We start from the raw sequence: 14,033 nt of genomic DNA on the forward strand, positions 1-14,033 counted from the left end.
GCGATGAACTCACACCGCCGAGCCTACGCCGAGCCGAAGCGGCCCCACCAGCTCGGGAACCGCATCACCCGTGGCGTTCATCCGTTGAAACCGATCGAGAGAACCCGTCGTTTCGGCGCCCCCGCGCCGAAACGACCACCCACGCGGCCTGGCAGGAAAACTTCGATCAGGCCCAGAGCTGGCCGTCCAGCCGCTGCGCCGCCTCGTCCAGGGTGCCGCTGTAGGCACCGGTGGAGAGGTACTTCCAGCCCGCGTCGGCGACCAGGAAGACGATCTCGGCGGACTCCCCCGTCGCGGCGGCTCGCTCGCCCACGGTCAACGCCGCGTGCAGCACCGCACCGGTGGAGATCCCCGCGAAGATCCCCTCGGACTCCAGTAGCTGCCGGGTACGGCGCAGCGCGTCGTAGGAACCGACGGAGAACCGCCGGTTGAGCACGTCGGCGTCGTAGAGCTCGGGGACGAATCCCTCGTCCAGGTTGCGAAGTCCGTAAACCAGCTCGCCGTAGCGCGGCTCGGCGGCGACGACCTGGGTCCCGGGGTTCTGTTCGTGCAGATAACGGCCGACGCCCACCAGCGTTCCCGTGGTACCCAGCCCGGCCACGAAGTGGGTCACGCCGGGCAGGTCACGCAGGATCTCGGGACCGGTCCCCCGGTAGTGGGCCTCGGCGTTGGCCGAGTTGCCGTACTGGTAGAGCATCACCCAGTCCGGGTTCTGCTCCGCGAGTTGTTTCGCCACGGCGACGGCCTGGTTGGAACCACCTTCGGCCGGGGAGGAGACGATCCGTGCTCCGTAGGCCTGCAGGATCTGCCTGCGTTCCTCGGAGGTGTTCTCCGGCATGACGCACACCAGCCCGTAACCCTTCAGCGAAGCGGCCATGGCCAGCGAGATGCCGGTATTGCCGGATGTGGGCTCGAGAATGGTGCAACCCTGGGTGAGGGTGCCTTCCTTCTCCGCGGCCTCGATCATCGCCAGTGCGGGCCTGTCCTTGACGGATCCCGTCGGGTTGCGGTCCTCCAGCTTCGCCCACAGCCGCACGTCGGGTGCGGGCGAGAGAGCGGGAAGCCCCACCAACGGGGTGTCGCCCAGGGTGTCGAGCAACGAGTCGTAGCGAGCCACGTCTACCTCCTCCCCGAGAGGTGAATGCTTCAGCGCATGCCACCGGCGACGGCCGGCAGGATCGTCAGGCTGTCACCGTCGCTGACGGTGGCCTCCAGACCACCCACGAACCGGATGTCCTCGTCGTTGACGTAGACGTTGACGAAGCGGTGCAGTCCACCGTCCTTGACCAGCCGATCCTTCAGACCGCTGTGCCGCGAGTCCAGATCGTTGATCACCTCCGCGACGGTGCCTCCGTCGGCCTGCACCGACTTCTGCCCGTCGGTGTGACTACGCAGGATCGTCGGGATCGAAACGTTGACTGCCATGGCGCAACCTCCTACTACACGAAATTTCGCAAATCCACCCGACAGCCGCACCGTGCGTGACCGCACGACGCGGGGACTCAGCCTAGGTCGGGGATGTCGTCGCCGCCGGTGTGGGCGAACATGTAGGACTCGACGACCTCCACCGGCTCCTCGGTGACGACGCCGTCGACGATGCGGTAGGAGCGCAGCTCGTATTCGTGCGGGTCCCTGGTGGACACGAGCACGTAGTGCGCGTTGGGTTCCGAGGCGTACGAAACATCGGTCCGCGAGGGGTACGCCTCGGTCGCGGTGTGCGAGTGGTAGATGACCACCGGCTCCTCGTCGGCGGCGTCCATCGCTCGCCAGACCTGCAGTTGCTCGGTGGAGTCGAACCTGTAGAACGTCGGCGAACGTTCGGCGTTGATCATCTCGATCATTCGTTCCGGGCGGTCCGACCCCTCGGGCCCCGCCACAACACCACACGCCTCATCCGGGTGGTCCCGTCGAGCATGCGCAACCATCGCATCCACGAGGTCGCGTCGGATCACCAGCACAGCCACCATCCTACGGGGTGATTCACCGTGGTCCCATAATGTGAACCCGGTGATCGGTCGTTCATCGGTCGAAACGACATTCGACCATGATTCATTCCCGTTCGGGATGGTAGAGACGCGTGTAACAGGGCACGGCACCCACCGATCCCGCCGCGAGAACGGCGTGCACGATCGCCCGGGCCATCACGTGCGCCGCCGCCGTGCACACCTCGTCCAACGCCGCCAACCACTGGGACTCACCCGCCGCGGGGGTGGTGCGCTCGCCGGTGGCCAGCGCGAACACCGTGTCCCCGTCGGTCATGCCGTGAGCCGGACGTATCGCCCTGGCCAGCCCGTCCTGCGCCGCGACCGCGATCCTGCGGCAATCGGACTTGGCGAAACCGGCGTCGGTGGCCACGACCCCGATCGTGGTGTTGAGCGGAGTGATCTCGTTGCCCGCGCGGTCGGACCGGGCGGTACGCCGCGCCGCTGAGCTGACGGTTTCCGGCGAGGGCCGCGGCAGGTCGAACTCTCCTTCGAGGCCGCTGTCGACGGCCCACGGCAGACCGGTCGCCGGGTCTATCACGCTCCCCGAGGAATTGACCGCCACCAGCGCACCGACCCTGGTCCCGTCCGCCAGTACCGAACTCGCCGTCCCGAGACCACCCTTGATCGCCCCCGCGACAGCGCCAGTGCCCGCACCGACGTTCCCGGCACCCGGATGGCCGGTGGTCCGCGCTTCGCACGCGGCGTAGCCGAAGGTGGCGTCGGGACGTCTGCCCCAGTCGCTCATGGGCAGATCGAACAGCACCGCGGCGGGCACCACGGGCACGACCTCGTGCGGGGTGGGACCGACGGGTACGCCGTGGCCGCGTTCGGCCAGCCATCGCATCACACCGTCGGCGGCCGAGAGCCCGTAGGCACTGCCGCCGCCGAGCACGATCCCGTGCACCCGCCGCACCAGGTTCTCGGGAGCCAGCACGTCGGTCTCCCGGGTACCCGGACCGGCGCCGCGAACGTCCACGGCACCGGCGGCTCCGGCAGGCGTGAGCACCACAGTGCTGCCGGTGGCCCACCGTTCGTCCAACCGTCGCTGGTGACCGACCGTGACGCCCGCTATGTCGGTGATCGCGTTGTTGGGTCCCGCGCCGGGAAGCGAATCGACCATGTGCGTCATCCTCGACGACCGAAGGGATCGAACGCGAGCATCCCCGCGAACGGCGGGTCTCCACGCGTCACGACACGCGGCACCGCCCGATATCCGTTCCGGGGAAGCTCCGACTCGGCCGGGCGGTACCGAGCCGGAGCCCGAGCAGACCGGCTCGACCGCTCAGGAACTGAGTGCCTGAATGAGGCTCTCCTGCACCCAGGTAAGCCACTGGTAGACGTAGTAGTGCTCGCGTTGCAGCTGGTCCTCGGGCGGATCCTCGGGGACCTCCTCGGAGACCCCGAGCGCGGTACCGAGAGCCAACCGGACGTCGTTGAGCGCCGAGAGCCAGCTGTCGGCCTGGTCCTCGGTCAGCGACACCCTGCCGCCGCGCTCAGGGCAGGTGTCGAGCACGGTGGCGGCCACCCCGCTCTTGTGCTCGATCAGCTCGGGCTCGTGCAGCGAGCGCAGCGCACCGGCGGTGTCGGAGCTTTCGGCCTCCGGCTCGAAGCTGTCCCGGTCCGGTCGGATGAAGTCGGGCAGCAGCCTGGCGAGGACACCTTCCTCCGGGGGTGTGCTCGGCCCGGCACGCATCCCGGTCAGCTCGGCGAGTTCGTCCTGCGGCGCCTGGTCGGCGCGGGCGGTGAGCATGTCCTTGATCTCACCGACGAGCCCCCGGATCACCGCGGCCTCGTTCGGTTCGAACTCGGTCACCAGCCTGTCGTTGTCGCGTGTCCAATCCTGCACTGGATTCGCTGCCCGTTCACGAGTCGTGCTGCATGGTGGCCCAGAGCCCCGCGGCGTGCAGTTTCGCCACGTCGCCCTCCACCTTTTCCTTGGAGCCGGATGAGACCACGGCCCGGCCCTTGTTGTGCACATCCAGCATGAGCTTGGTGGCGTGCTCCTTGCTGTAGCCGAAGATCTTCTGGAGTACGTAGGTCACGTAGGACATGAGGTTGACCGGATCGTTCCACACGACGGCCACCCAGGGCCGTTCCTCGCTCGCGGCCTCCTCCGGTTCGGCCTGCGCACTTTCGACTTCGGCGGGCGTGGTCATACGTCCATTCTCACACGATGCCGACGGGCGACTGCCGCCCGCGCGGTTCCGGCCGGCACGTAATCTCGCGGACATGACCGATCCAGCCGGTACAGCGCTGCGCACCGACCACTACGAACTGACCATGCTCAGCAGCGCCCTGCGCGACGGCACCGCACACCGCCACTGCGTGTTCGAGGTGTTCACCAGGCGCCTGCCGGACGGCCGCCGCTACGGGGTGGTCGGCGGGATGGGGCGGCTGCTCGACGCGGTGGAGAACTTCCGGTTCGACGAAGGAGTGCTGGAGGCCCTGGAACGCGACCGGGTCTGTGACCGGCGCACCCTGGAATGGCTGGCGAACTTCCGGTTCACCGGTGACATCGACGGCTATCCGGAGGGTGAGCTCTACTTCCCCGGATCACCGCTGTTGACGGTCCGCGGGACCTTCGCCGAGGCGGTGCTGTTGGAGACCGTGGTCCTGTCGATCCTCAACCACGACAGTGCGGTCGTGGCGGCGGCCACGCGCATGGCCTCGGCCGCCAACGGCAGACGCATCATCGAGATGGGGTCCCGGCGCACGCACGAGGAGTCGGCGGTCGCCTCGGCGCGGGCCGCTTACCTGGCCGGGTTCACCGCGACGTCGAACCTGCTGGCCGGAGCCAGGTACGGGATTCCGACGGCGGGCACCTCGGCGCACTCGTTCACGATGCTGCACGACAGCGAGCGCGCCGCGTTCGAGTCACAGGTCGCCGCACTGGGGGCGGACACCACCCTGCTGGTGGACACCTACGACATCACCGAGGGGATCGACACCGCGGTGGAGGTGGCAGGGACGGACCTCGGCGCGGTACGCATCGACTCCGGGGACGTGGGGGCGCTGGCCAGGCAGGCCAGGGAGCAGCTCGATTCGCTGGGGGCCACCGGAACACGGATCGTGGTGTCCGGCGACCTCGACGAGTTCGCCATCGCCTCGTTGCGTGCCGAACCGGTGGACGTCTACGGGGTCGGCACCTCGCTGGTGACCGGTTCCGGCCATCCCACCTGCGGGATGGTCTACAAACTGGCCGAGGTGGACGGTCGCCCGGTGGTCAAGCGCAGCTCGCACAAGGAGTCGCGCGGCGGGAGCAAGAACGCGCTGCGCAGGCACAAGCCCACCGGTACGGCGCTGGAGGAGGTGGTGCACCGCAACGGCCCCGGCATCGAGCCCCCGGAGGCCGGGCCGCACGACCGCTTCGTGCAGCTGCCGTTGGTCCGCGGGGGTGAGCGGGTCGAGAACCTCCCGGGGCTGGAGGACAATAGGCAACGACTGCGGCACGCGCTGGTGAGCCTGCCCTGGGAAGGACTCAAGCTCTCGGCGGGCGAACCCGCGATTCCCACGGTGTTCGAGAATTTCTGACCCGTCCGGGGTGAGCGCCCCCGAACGAGCGGTGCGACAGGGCTGTTGATGTGACGTGGTGTTGGAGGTACGGGAAATGGCCAAGGCGTTGATCGTCGTCGACGTGCAGAACGACTTCTGCGAGGGCGGCGCGCTGGCGGTCGAGGGCGGCGCGGAAACGGCGGCCGCGATCTCCCGGCTGCTGGCGGAGTCGGACCACGATCACGTGGTGGCGACTCGGGACTACCACATCGACCCGGGCGAGCACTTTTCGGACGAGCCCGACTTCGTGACCTCCTGGCCGGTGCACTGCGTGGCGGCGACTCCGGGGGCCGCGTTCCACCCCGAACTGGACGTGGCTCCGATCGGCGCGGTGTTCTCGAAGGGGCAGTACAGCCACGGCTACTCCGGTTTCGAGGGCAACGGCCTGGCGGACTGGCTGGCCGCGCGGGACGTGCGGGAGGTCGACGTGGTCGGGCTGGCCACCGACCACTGCGTGCGTGCCACCGCGCTGGACTCGGTCGGCGCCGGGTTCGACACCCGGGTGATGTTGGACCTGACGGCCGGGGTCGCGGCGGGGACCGTGCACGAGGCACTGCGGCAGCTTCGCGAGGCCGGGGTCGAGCTGACGGGGGAGCCCGTGGTTCGCGGCGGGTAGTGCCCGGGTCCCGGGGCGGAACTCGGGCACGACTCGGGCCCCGGCCGAACGGCGATCGTCGGTAGCGCCCCGTGGACGGACACCGAACGAAGGTCCAGCGCGGGCGGAGGGCTGCGATGCCCGTGACGCGCTGCGGTAACGTCGGTGAACGTGCCAGCATCCGTTCCGAACTGGTCCGTTCCCGACGTTTTCGAGCCCGACGGCACCGAGGAGTTGCCCCCGGAGTTGACGAGGAGCTCGGAACCGACTTCCGACACCCGCACCGCGGGATCGGCCGATGAAGCACCGCGGCGAGACCTCACGAGCGGTTCGGGCGCGGACGGGACCGGACCGACCTCGAGCGGTGCGGAGCGACAGGCCGGAAAAGGCTCCGGCACGGGGAAAAGCGGTGGAACGGCGAAAGGCGCGGGGACGGCTGCTGCCGGGATCCGGACCGACGCCGAACCCGCCGATCTGTCCACATTGCTCTCCGTCGCGGTGGCGGCCGTCGGCGGCAGCGAGCGGGACGGCCAGACCGCGATGGCCGAGGCGGTCGGCAACGCGATCGAGTCCGGCGAGCACCTCGCGGTACAGGCGGGCACCGGCACGGGAAAGTCGCTCGCCTATCTGGTTCCCGCCATCCGGCACGCCGTCACCGCGCACACCACCGTGGTGGTCTCCACCGCGACGATCGCGCTGCAGCGTCAGCTGGTGGATCGTGACCTGCCCCGGCTGGCGGACGCGCTCGCGGACTCACTGGGGCGAAGGCCCACGTTCGCGATCCTCAAGGGCAGGCGCAACTACCTGTGCCTGAACCGGATACACGGCAACGCCCCCGACGAGCCGGACGAGGGGGCACTCTTCGACGCCTTCGCCGCGTCCTCGTTGGAGCGCGAGGTACGACGGGTGCACGACTGGGCCTCGGACACCGAGACCGGGGATCGCGACGAACTCGTGCCCGGCGTCTCGGAACGGGCCTGGCGGCAGGTCTCGGTCACCGGCAACGAATGTCTCGGCGCGCACCGCTGCCCGGTGGGCTCGGACTGCTTCGCCGAGCAGGCGCGCGACGAGGCCGGACGCGCCGACATCGTGGTCACCAACCACGCGCTGCTGGCCATCGACGCGCTCGACGACCGCCCGGTGCTGCCGGAGCACGACATGGTGGTCGTGGACGAGGCGCACGAGCTGGTCGACCGGGTGACCACCGCGGCGGGTGGCGAGCTGTCGGGCAACGCGATCAAGCAGGCGGCCCGCAAGTGCGGTCGCGCCGTGGAGGAGGAGATCGCGGATCGGCTCAACGAGGCCGGTGAGGGACTCGAATTCGTACTGGGCGAGCTCGAGCCCGGTCGGGTGGGCGAACCGTCCCGCCAACTGTCCGCCGCGCTGTCCGGGATCCGCGACGCGGCGTCGGCCTGCGTGAACGCGCTGGGGCCCGAACAGCGCGAGGACGTGGAATCGGGCAGCGCACGCAAGCTGGCGCTGGCACCGACCCAGGAGATCCAGGACACGACGATCCGGCTGTTGGACGGGTTCGAGGAGCCGGAGCAGGATCGACGCGACGTGATCTGGATCAGCGCGGAGAACAACCGGCCACCCTCGTTGCAGGTGGCACCGCTGGGTGTGGGCGGGCTGCTGCGGGAGCGGCTGTTCGGGCAGCGCACCACGGTGCTGACCTCGGCCACGCTGGCGCTGGGGGGTTCGTTCGACACGTTGGCCTCGCAGTGGGGTCTGCCGCCGCAGCGGGAGGCGAAACCGGCGACCGACACCGCGACCGCGCAGGAGCCGCCCTCGGACGACTCGGAACCGAGTTGGGTGGGGCTCGACGTGGGCTCACCGTTCGACTACCCGCGCAGCGGCATCCTCTACGTGGCACGGCACCTGCCGAAACCCGGGCGTGACGGGCTCCCGGATGCCTATCTGGACGAGCTCACGGAGCTGGTGACCGCGGCCGGTGGGCGCACCCTGGGACTGTTCTCGTCGATGCGCGCCGCTCGGCAGGCCAGTGAACAGCTGCGGGAACGACTGTCCACTCCGGTGCTGTGCCAAGGGGAGGACAGCACCTCGCAGCTCGTCGGCTCGTTCGCCGCGGATCCGGCGACCAGCCTGTTCGGCACGTTGTCGCTGTGGCAGGGCGTGGACGTTCCCGGCCAGTCGTTGCAGCTGGTGGTGATGGACCGCATTCCGTTCCCCCGGCCGGACGATCCGCTCGCCTCGGCTCGGCAGCAGGCGATCTCGGCGCGCGGGGGCAACGGTTTCATCACGGTGGCGGGAACGCACGCCGCGCTGCTGCTCGCGCAGGGTGCGGGCAGACTGCTGCGCTCGGCGGCCGACCGCGGGGTCATCGCGATACTGGATCCCCGGTTGAGCACGGCACGCTACGGCGGGTTCCTGCGCGCCTCGCTGCCGCCGTTCTGGGACACCGAGAGCCCCGAGGTGGTGCGCGGGGCACTTCGGCGCCTGGACGAGGCCGCGGGCTGATCAGGGGCTCGTTGGGCGACGAGCCCGTACCCGCGCTCTCCCGTGGCGGAGTCCGGCGTCCGAACTCCGCCACCGGGCTCGTTCACCTGCCGACCTCGGAAAAGCTCCTGTCGCGTTCGTGCTGGCGTTCGGACTGCTCGGGCACCTCCGGGTGCGTGTACTCCTCCAGCCGCATGGCCGCACCGAGCGCGAAGAACGTGGGGGCCCACTCCCCGATGAAGATTCCCCACCTGTCCGCTCGCGCCAGGTTCTCCCCTCGCAGCCCGCGTGAGGCCCCCCAGGAGGTGATCGCGAGGAGTATCGAGGCCATCCCCGCACCGAACATCTTGTCCGAGTCCATTCCGTATCTGCGCAACATCGAAAGCACGGCGCCACCTTTCGGATCACGTCCCACCTACCCACGGCCGGGGCGCGCCCCACAGCCGGGTAGCCGGGCACTTTTCGGGACACCCCCCGGATTTCCCCTGTGGGACTTCGTAAACCAGACGGGACCGACACGGCAGGAACACTTGTGTTCCGCGTCACAACGGCGACCGTCGATTTCGCGCGGAATCCACACCGCCCCGTTGTGGGAACCCCACAACGCGAGGCGATCTTTTCTGTAATCGGACCGGTGCCGGTTAGGTTTGCGCCCGCTTCCGTCAGCCGATCGGCGGAAGCCTCACCGGAACGAGCGGGGCCGGCTGCCCCGGTTCGAGTGAGCCGTTTCCCGAGCGTTCGCACAGGAGAGCAGCGTGTCCGACTCCGCCCCCTCGCGGTCCGCCTCCCCGAACCCCGTCTCCGAACAACGCGGCCGGCCCGCGGCCGATCTGGCCCGGATCGTGGTGTTCGCCGCGTTCACCGCCGTGCTGGGCACCTTCCCCGGCATCTACCTCGCGGGCTCGGCGGTGCCGATCGTGCTGCAGAACACGGGGCCGCTGCTGTGCGGCAGCCTGCTGGGCGCTCGCCGCGGCGCGGCCTCGGTGGCGCTGTTCCTGGGGCTGGTGGCACTCGGGCTGCCGCTGCTGTCCGGCGGGCGCGGCGGGATCGCGCCCTTCGTCGGCCCGAGCGCGGGCTTCCTGTTCGGCTGGATCCTCTCGGCGCTCGTGGTGGGACTGATCGTGTTCCTCGTCCGCAGACCCACGCTGCCGGTGCTGCTGCTGGCCAATCTGGCGGGCATCACCGTGGATTACCTGGTCGGGCTGCCGGTCATGGCCGCTGTCATGGGTGACTTCCGTGCGGCCGGCATCGCCATGCTCGGCTACATCCCGGGTGATCTCGCCAAGGTCGTGCTGGTGTCGCTGGTGGCCGTCGCCGTGCACCGCGCCTTCCCGAACGCCACACCGCGCCGGGGACGCGCGGCCCGATGACGTCCCCGAGACCGCCACTGCCCCCGACACCACCACCGCCGCGGCACGGTTCCGACAGCTCGGAGTCGAACCCCGGCCCGGCCCTGCCACCGATCCTCGCGGGTGGCACCCCGCGCACCGTTCGCTCCCCGGAAGGACAGCTCACGGGCACGGAACTGGTCCGCGACGCCCACGCGGCCGCGACCGAGCTGGCGGCGGCGGGCGCCGGGCCGAACAGCCGCGTGCTCGTCGAAGCCGATCGGGACCCGACGGTCGGGCTGGCCCGGCTGCTGGGCGCCGATCTGCTGGGATCGGCCACGCTGCTGGCCGATCCGGGGTGGAGTGGCACCGAACGGGCCGGTGTGCTGCGCGAGGCAGCACCGGACGTGGTCGCGGGCGGCCCCCTCCCCGAGCCGACCGGGACGGTCCTGCCGCACGGCGACGACGCGAGCCTGTTCTACCTGCCCACCACCTCGGGCAGCACCGGCCGTGCGCGAGTGCTGGCACGCACCCGGCGTTCCTGGTGGTACAGCTTCGAGGCTTTCGACGTCGGGATCACCGGAGGGGACACGGTGCTGCTCCCCGGCCCGCCGAGTTCCTCGCTGTTCCTGTTCGGCGCACTGCACGCGATGCACCTCGGCTGTGAGGTGGAACTGTCACGGCGCTGGTCCGTCGAGGAGACCGCCGAGGCCTGCACCAGGGCCACCGCCGTGCACCTGGTGCCCTCGATGCTGGCCGCGCTGCTGGCGGTGCTGGAACGCGAGCCGCGGCTGCTCGCCGCGTGCCGGGTGCGGAGGTTCGTGTGCGGCGGGGCGAAACCCGACGAGGGGCTCCGGCGACGGCTGGGCGAGCTGCTGCCCGACTGCGAACTCGTGGAGTACTACGGCTCGGCCGAGCACTCCGTGGTGGCGCTGCGCGGCGCGGACGGGTTGCTGCACCCGGTCGAGCACGTCGAGGTGCGGATCGGCGATTCGACCGATACGACCGGCGACGGCACCGATCCCGGCACGCTGTGGGTTCGCTCCCCGTTGAGCTTCAGCGGCTGCCTGGAGTCGGGCGTGCTGCGCGCCGTCGAACCGGGTTTCCACACCGTGGGGGATCTCGCGACGGGATCGCACCGGGACGGTTTCCGGGTGCTGGGCAGGGGATCGACGACGATCGAAACCGGCGGCAGGCTCGTCACCGCGGAGGAGGTGGAGAACGTGTTGCGCACCGCGCCCGGGGTGTTCGACGTGGTGGTGGCCCCCACTCCGCATCCCCGCTTCGGTTCGCTGGTCACCGCCGTGCTCGAACCCGAGTCGGCGGACGCTGTGGACTTCGCCGAGCTGCGTCGACTGGCGCGGGAATCGCTCGGCAGCGCACAGCGGCCCCGACGCTGGCTCTCGGTGGACGAGCTGCCGCGCACCCACACCGGGAAACCCGCGCGCGGCACGGTGCGTGAGTGGTTGGCGTCCGGGGAGCTACGCCCCGAGGTGCCGCGATGAGCGCTGCTGGCCCCGATCCGCTGGCCCCGGTTGTGGTCGCCGCGCGCCGCAGTCCGATCGGTACCGCTGGTGGCTCGCTGCGCGACGTCGAACTCGACCGGCTGGCGGGAGCGATCACCTCGGCGGTGTTCGACGACGCCGGGTTCGAGCGGGTCGACGAGGTCCTGCTGGGAAACACCCGCGGTCCCGGCGGCAACCCGGCACGCGTGGCCGCGCTGCGCGCCGGGCTCGGTCCGGAGACCCCCGGGATGACGGTGGACCGGCAGTGCGCCTCCGGGTTGAGCACGATCGTGACCGCCGCCCGGCTGGTTTCGGCCGGCGTCGGAGAGCACTACCTGGCGGGCGGCGCGGAGAGCGCCTCGACCGCACCCTGGCGTGCCTGGCGAGCGCGCGACGCCACCGATCCTCCCCGGTTCTACACCCGGGCGCCGTTCGCGCCGCCGGACGTCGGCGATCCCGATATGGGGCCCGCGGCCGATCTGGTCGCGGCCGAGGCGGGTGTCACGCGGCAGCGGCAGGACGAGTTCGCCGTGCGCAGCCATCGGCGTGCCTCGGCGGCGCGGGAGGCCGGGCGGTTCGACGCCGAGCTGGTCGGTGTAACCGGCGTTCGGCACGACGAGCGACCGCGTACCGGGTTCGACGTCCGACGACTCGCCCGCTTCCCATCGGCCTTCACCAGCGGCGGCACGGCCACGGCCGCGAACTCCTGCGGCATCGCCGACGGAGCCGCGATGGTGGCGGTGACCAGCGAGCGCCTGCGGCGTGAGCGCGGGCTGCCGGGGTTGCGGCTGCTGGACGCGGAGGTAGTGGGCACCGACCCGAACCGGCTGGGCACAGCGGCGGTTCCCGCTATGGACGCCGTGCTGCGGCGGCAGCGGCGCATTCCGGAGGTGGTGGAGTTCACCGAGGCGTTCGCGGGGCAGGTGCTGGCGTGCCTGGACGCCGTGGGGCTGGACGAGCGGCTGGTGAGTCCGGAGGGCGGTGCGATCGCGCTCGGCCACCCCTGGGCGGCCTCCGGTGCGGTGCTGGTGGTGCGGCTGTTCCACCGGATGCTGCACCACGGAGAATCGTCGGGCATGGCCGCGCTGTCCTCCGGTGGCGGTCTGGGGATCGCCACGATGTGGGAACTGGTTCGTTGAGTAGCGGGTCGCGGGGCGATCCGGGGATGCGGAGGATCGGTTGATCGAGTTCGACGGGGTCGGTCATTCCTACGGCGAGCACACGGTGCTCGACGACGTCCGGTTGCGGCTGGACGAGCGCAGGGTGGCCTTCATCGGGGCCAACGGGTCGGGCAAGTCCACCCTCGCCCGGACGATCAACGGGCTGGTGCTGCCGAGCAGTGGGCGGGTTCTGGTGGACGGGTCGGATCCCGCGAAGGCGGGCAACCGTGTACGCGGCCGGGTGGGGTTCGTGTTCACCAACCCGGATTCGCAGATAGTCATGCCCACGGCGGGTGAGGACGTCGCCTTCTCGCTGCGTGGGAAGGGGCTCTCCAAGGCGGAGCGGGAGCGCAGGGCGGCCGAGGCGCTGGCCGAGCACGGCCTGGCGGGTTATGCCGACCATCCGGCCCAGCAGCTCTCCGGTGGGCAGAAACAGCTGCTCGCGCTGTGCGCGATGCTGGTGCTGGAACCCGACGTGCTGGTCTGCGACGAGCCCACCACGTTGCTGGACCTGCGCAACAAGCGCCGGTTCGTCGAACGGCTGCGCGGTCTCGAACAGCAGATCGTACTGGTGACCCATGACCTGGAACTTCTCGACGATTTCGACCGGGTGGTGGTGCTCGACGGAGGACGTGTGGTCGCCGACGACGAGCCCCGAACGGCGCTGCGGTACTACCGGGAGCTGGTGGCATGAGCCATGTGATCGGGCTCTACCAGCCCGGCCGAAGCCCGCTGCACCGAGTGCCCGCGGGATGGAAGTTCCTCGGGTTGCTGGTGTTCGCGGCCCTGGTCGTGGTGTTCGACCGCCCGTGGCAGCTCGCCGGTTTCACCGGGGTGGTCTGCGCCGGGTACGCCGTGGCACGGATCCGCCCCGCTCTGGTGCTGCGCACCATGCGCACGGTACTGGTGCTGCTGGGCGTCGTCTTCGCGTTGCAGTGGTGGCTGCTGGGGGTGGAGAGCGCGGTGGTGGTGTGTCTGCGATTGCTGGTGGCCATCGGGGCGGCCAATCTGTTCACGCTCACCACGAGGGTCGACGACCTGGTGGCGGCGATCGAGCGAGCGGCGTCCCCGCTGCGCCGGGTTGGGGTGCGCCCGGAGATGTTGGGACTGCTGGTGGGGCTGACCATCCAGGCCGTGGGAGCGCTGTCGGTGATCGCGCGGCAGACCCGTGAGGCCCAGCGGGCGCGCGGCGCGAACCGTTCGGTCGCGGCGTTCGCCGTTCCCTTCCTGATCCGCACGCTGCGGCACGCCGACGAGCTCGGGGAGGCCCTGGCCGCTCGTGGGGTCGGGGACGAGCCCGGAGTGCGGGAGGCGGAGGAGCAGGAGGTCCATCCGCCCGACGACCGTTCCGAGGGGGACGGGTGCGCGGGACGCGCCTACGCCTCACGGAGCGACCGGTCCCGACCCACTCGGTAGTTTCCACTAGCCGAACGGCCCCGGTCCGCGCGTGT

At 70.4% G+C, this 14,033-nt stretch carries 15 protein-coding genes; 8 read left to right on the plus strand and 7 right to left on the minus strand.

All coding sequences use genetic code 11. From position 1 onward, the window contains the following. Positions 1–166 precede the first annotated feature (166 nt). The 6 genes from J2S53_RS09815 to clpS form a co-directional block, all read right to left on the minus strand. Positions 167–1,117: a PLP-dependent cysteine synthase family protein gene (locus J2S53_RS09815; protein ID WP_456240716.1), complete on the minus strand. Its 951-nt coding sequence runs from the start codon at positions 1,115–1,117 to the stop codon at positions 167–169. Positions 1,118–1,146: 29 nt separating this feature from the next. Beyond that, on the minus strand, positions 1,147–1,425 hold the full coding sequence (locus tag J2S53_RS09820; protein ID WP_456240717.1) for a MoaD/ThiS family protein: 279 nt from the start codon (positions 1,423–1,425) through the stop codon (positions 1,147–1,149). A 77-nt stretch (positions 1,426–1,502) separates the two neighbouring features. Next, a complete protein-coding gene (locus J2S53_RS09825; protein WP_092632748.1) occupies positions 1,503–1,958 on the minus strand; it encodes a Mov34/MPN/PAD-1 family protein in 456 nt (151 codons plus the stop codon). A gap of 91 nt (positions 1,959–2,049) precedes the next feature. After that, the gene (locus J2S53_RS09830; protein WP_092978797.1) at positions 2,050–3,105 is read right to left on the minus strand and encodes a P1 family peptidase; all 1,056 of its coding nucleotides are present in this window, start codon (positions 3,103–3,105) and stop codon (positions 2,050–2,052) included. A gap of 162 nt (positions 3,106–3,267) precedes the next feature. Continuing rightward, positions 3,268–3,831, minus strand: coding sequence for a DUF2017 domain-containing protein (locus tag J2S53_RS09835; protein ID WP_092929482.1), 564 nt, complete (start codon positions 3,829–3,831; stop codon positions 3,268–3,270). 16 nt (positions 3,832–3,847) lie between these two features. Further along, a complete protein-coding gene (gene clpS, locus J2S53_RS09840) occupies positions 3,848–4,141 on the minus strand; it encodes an ATP-dependent Clp protease adapter ClpS (protein ID WP_092929481.1) in 294 nt (97 codons plus the stop codon). A 73-nt stretch (positions 4,142–4,214) separates the two neighbouring features. On the opposite strand from clpS, the gene J2S53_RS09845 reads away from it, so the two are divergent. From J2S53_RS09845 to J2S53_RS09855, 3 genes are all read left to right on the plus strand, one after another. Beyond that, a complete protein-coding gene (locus tag J2S53_RS09845) occupies positions 4,215–5,516 on the plus strand; it encodes a nicotinate phosphoribosyltransferase (protein ID WP_456240718.1) in 1,302 nt (433 codons plus the stop codon). Positions 5,517–5,592: 76 nt separating this feature from the next. Beyond that, on the plus strand, positions 5,593–6,153 hold the full coding sequence (locus tag J2S53_RS09850) for a nicotinamidase (RefSeq protein ID WP_456242760.1): 561 nt from the start codon (positions 5,593–5,595) through the stop codon (positions 6,151–6,153). Positions 6,154–6,303: 150 nt separating this feature from the next. Further along, positions 6,304–8,610: an ATP-dependent DNA helicase gene (locus J2S53_RS09855; RefSeq protein WP_456240719.1), complete on the plus strand. Its 2,307-nt coding sequence runs from the start codon at positions 6,304–6,306 to the stop codon at positions 8,608–8,610. An 82-nt stretch (positions 8,611–8,692) separates the two neighbouring features. On the opposite strand, the gene J2S53_RS09860 is transcribed toward J2S53_RS09855, so the two are convergent. Continuing rightward, a complete protein-coding gene (locus J2S53_RS09860) occupies positions 8,693–8,968 on the minus strand; it encodes a hypothetical protein (RefSeq protein ID WP_245780207.1) in 276 nt (91 codons plus the stop codon). Between the two features lie 451 nt (positions 8,969–9,419). On the opposite strand from J2S53_RS09860, the gene J2S53_RS09865 reads away from it, so the two are divergent. From J2S53_RS09865 to J2S53_RS09885, 5 genes are read left to right on the plus strand one after another with little or no spacing between them, the layout of a single operon-like run. Next, positions 9,420–9,959 (plus strand): biotin transporter BioY, encoded by a 540-nt coding sequence (locus tag J2S53_RS09865; protein WP_456242761.1) that lies wholly within the window; start codon positions 9,420–9,422, stop codon positions 9,957–9,959. Then, positions 9,956–11,422 (plus strand): class I adenylate-forming enzyme family protein, encoded by a 1,467-nt coding sequence (locus J2S53_RS09870; RefSeq protein WP_456240720.1) that lies wholly within the window; start codon positions 9,956–9,958, stop codon positions 11,420–11,422. The genes J2S53_RS09865 and J2S53_RS09870 overlap by 4 nt, the downstream gene beginning before the upstream one ends. Beyond that, entirely contained in the window at positions 11,419–12,561 is a 1,143-nt protein-coding gene (locus J2S53_RS09875) for a thiolase family protein (protein WP_456240721.1), read from the plus strand. Before J2S53_RS09870 ends, J2S53_RS09875 begins: the two co-directional genes overlap by 4 nt. 40 nt (positions 12,562–12,601) lie before the next feature. Next, positions 12,602–13,276, plus strand: a complete 675-nt coding sequence (locus J2S53_RS09880) for an energy-coupling factor ABC transporter ATP-binding protein (protein ID WP_456240722.1) — start codon at positions 12,602–12,604, stop codon at positions 13,274–13,276. Next, positions 13,273–13,998 carry an energy-coupling factor transporter transmembrane component T family protein gene (locus J2S53_RS09885; protein ID WP_456240723.1) on the plus strand — a complete coding sequence of 242 codons (726 nt, stop codon included), beginning with the start codon at positions 13,273–13,275 and terminating at the stop codon, positions 13,996–13,998. Before J2S53_RS09880 ends, J2S53_RS09885 begins: the two co-directional genes overlap by 4 nt. Positions 13,999–14,033 lie beyond the last annotated feature (35 nt).

Origin of the sequence: Actinopolyspora lacussalsi (genome assembly GCA_030803735.1) — a bacterium.
In the GTDB taxonomy this organism is placed as follows: Bacteria; Actinomycetota; Actinomycetes; order Mycobacteriales; family Pseudonocardiaceae; genus Actinopolyspora; species Actinopolyspora lacussalsi.

Excerpts from the sequence above, each read along its gene's own strand:
- J2S53_RS09820 (WP_456240717.1), bottom strand. The coding sequence starts at position 1,425 with ATGGCAGTCAACGTTTCGATCCCGACGATCCTGCGTAGTCACACCGAC.
- J2S53_RS09830 (WP_092978797.1), bottom strand. The coding sequence starts at position 3,105 with ATGGTCGATTCGCTTCCCGGCGCGGGACCCAACAACGCGATCACCGAC.
- clpS (WP_092929481.1), bottom strand. The coding sequence starts at position 4,141 with ATGACCACGCCCGCCGAAGTCGAAAGTGCGCAGGCCGAACCGGAGGAG.
- J2S53_RS09845 (WP_456240718.1), top strand. The coding sequence starts at position 4,215 with ATGACCGATCCAGCCGGTACAGCGCTGCGCACCGACCACTACGAACTG.
- J2S53_RS09850 (WP_456242760.1), top strand. The coding sequence starts at position 5,593 with ATGGCCAAGGCGTTGATCGTCGTCGACGTGCAGAACGACTTCTGCGAG.
- J2S53_RS09860 (WP_245780207.1), bottom strand. The coding sequence starts at position 8,968 with ATGTTGCGCAGATACGGAATGGACTCGGACAAGATGTTCGGTGCGGGG.
- J2S53_RS09870 (WP_456240720.1), top strand. The coding sequence starts at position 9,956 with ATGACGTCCCCGAGACCGCCACTGCCCCCGACACCACCACCGCCGCGG.
- J2S53_RS09875 (WP_456240721.1), top strand. The coding sequence starts at position 11,419 with ATGAGCGCTGCTGGCCCCGATCCGCTGGCCCCGGTTGTGGTCGCCGCG.
- J2S53_RS09885 (WP_456240723.1), top strand. The coding sequence starts at position 13,273 with ATGAGCCATGTGATCGGGCTCTACCAGCCCGGCCGAAGCCCGCTGCAC.